The organism is Vogesella fluminis (assembly GCF_014652335.1).
Classification (GTDB): Bacteria; Pseudomonadota; Gammaproteobacteria; order Burkholderiales; family Chromobacteriaceae; genus Vogesella; species Vogesella fluminis.
The window spans coordinates 1-1626 of sequence record NZ_BMYP01000102.1 but is presented as its reverse complement, the minus strand read 5'-3'; the positions used below and the strand labels follow the sequence as shown (position 1 = coordinate 1626).

Here is a 1626-nt window from a genome sequence, read left to right as displayed (position 1 = left end):
GAGTTCGTCGATGGCCTCCTACCATCTGTCTGCATTTACACCACTTCCGTGGACTCTATCTCAAAAGGACATCTTTACGACCAGCGTAATTGCATTGTTAATGTGTGCGCCATCCCGCGGCCTAGAAATATTACACCTGCCAGAAAACTTGGCCTTCAAGGCTACAGACAAGTTCGGCAAGGAACAAACTGGGCTTCGGCTGCATGCTTCCAAGGGTTTTGGCGCTTACGTAAAGTGGGTTTGGTCGGAAATGGTGCCGGTAGCTGAACGTGCCATAGCCATGATTCGAGCCATGACTGAAGAAGGCCGGAAGCTTGCCAGACACCTGGAAGACCCACAGAGCAAACATCGCTTCTATCGGCATGAAAACTGCCCTGCCGTCCCCGACGACCAACCATTGACGACTGAACAGGTTTGCCTTGCCCTTGGATTCTCGGCCAAGGGCACTCTGCGCAAAAATAGGCTTAAGGAAGCCACGAGGACTTACACACTACAGCAGCTGTGGGACACCTTCGTGCTACCTCGCCTCATGGAGATGCACCCCCACTTTCCCTACATAAGCGAAGCAGACCATGCGCTTGGTCAAAAGGGCGGGCTTAAGTTTAGCGAGGCACTTTTCTGTATGCTGAGGCACCAATTGCATCTGACAAAAGGAACAAGCCCAATATCGCTCTGGATGCCTGACCTGAGTGACCTCAACTTTGCACTAACCGGCGCGCGCACCCAAAAGAGCATCTTTGAGCGCTATGAATACACAAATGAGCAGGGAGGAATACTTCGGCTTACCTCCCATCAAATTCGGCACTTACTCAATACCGAAGCCCAGCGCGTAGGCCTGACCGACGAACAAATTGCACATTGGTCAGGCCGCAAGCGCGTCGAACAAAATGCTGTCTACGACCACCGCACACGGGAAGAACGTGTCGAGCAGGCTCGTGACGTAGTAGAGATGCTCCAGTCGACAATCGCCCTCCCCGCAATTGTCGAGAACGGTAGCTATACCGTTGGCCCGTGGGTCGTGAATACGGTCAACAAACCGCGCGCCCTTACCGACATTGACGAAATTCAACCGCAACTCACTGGTCTGAAAACATTGTACGGTGAGTGCCGACACGATTGGTCGTTCGCGCCCTGCGAGGGATTTGTAAAGTGCTTGGACTGCAGTGAACACGCATGCATCAAAGGTGGCGGAGATGCTGAAACAAAACTCAAACGGCTTCACGCACTGCATGCCAGTGTGGCCGCGGAGGTTGCCAACGCTGAATTGATAGCAAGGGAAGATGTAGACGCTGAGGATTGGCTAAAAGTACAGCAACGTTATCTCGCCAAAGTAGGCCAACTGATTACCATCCTTGAAAGTGAGACTGTCCCCGAAGGTGCTGTAATTCGTACCGCGCAAGGTCAGAGCCCAACCCACCTCCATCGCGCACTACGCGGTCTCGCAGCGAACGTGCTGAAGCAGGAATCGGGTGAGGCTCCTGCAATGGAACAATTGCTTCGGGCTCTGGATAGTGGCACGTTTGCAAGCGAGAGCATCTCGCTACAGACAAAGGTAGGAGAATAAAATTAATGGCTAGGGGCTGTTGACGTTTTGAAGCGAGGACGTGAAGGAAGGGGTGCAAACCT

Annotated in this window: 1 protein-coding gene; it reads left to right on the top strand. The window is 53.0% G+C overall.

Going from position 1 to position 1626, the window contains the following annotated elements:
* Positions 1 to 1564, top strand: a 1564-nt coding sequence (locus tag IE083_RS15600; protein WP_229799802.1) for a hypothetical protein, incomplete at its 5' end; no start/stop codon positions are given.
* Positions 1565 to 1626 lie beyond the last annotated feature (62 nt).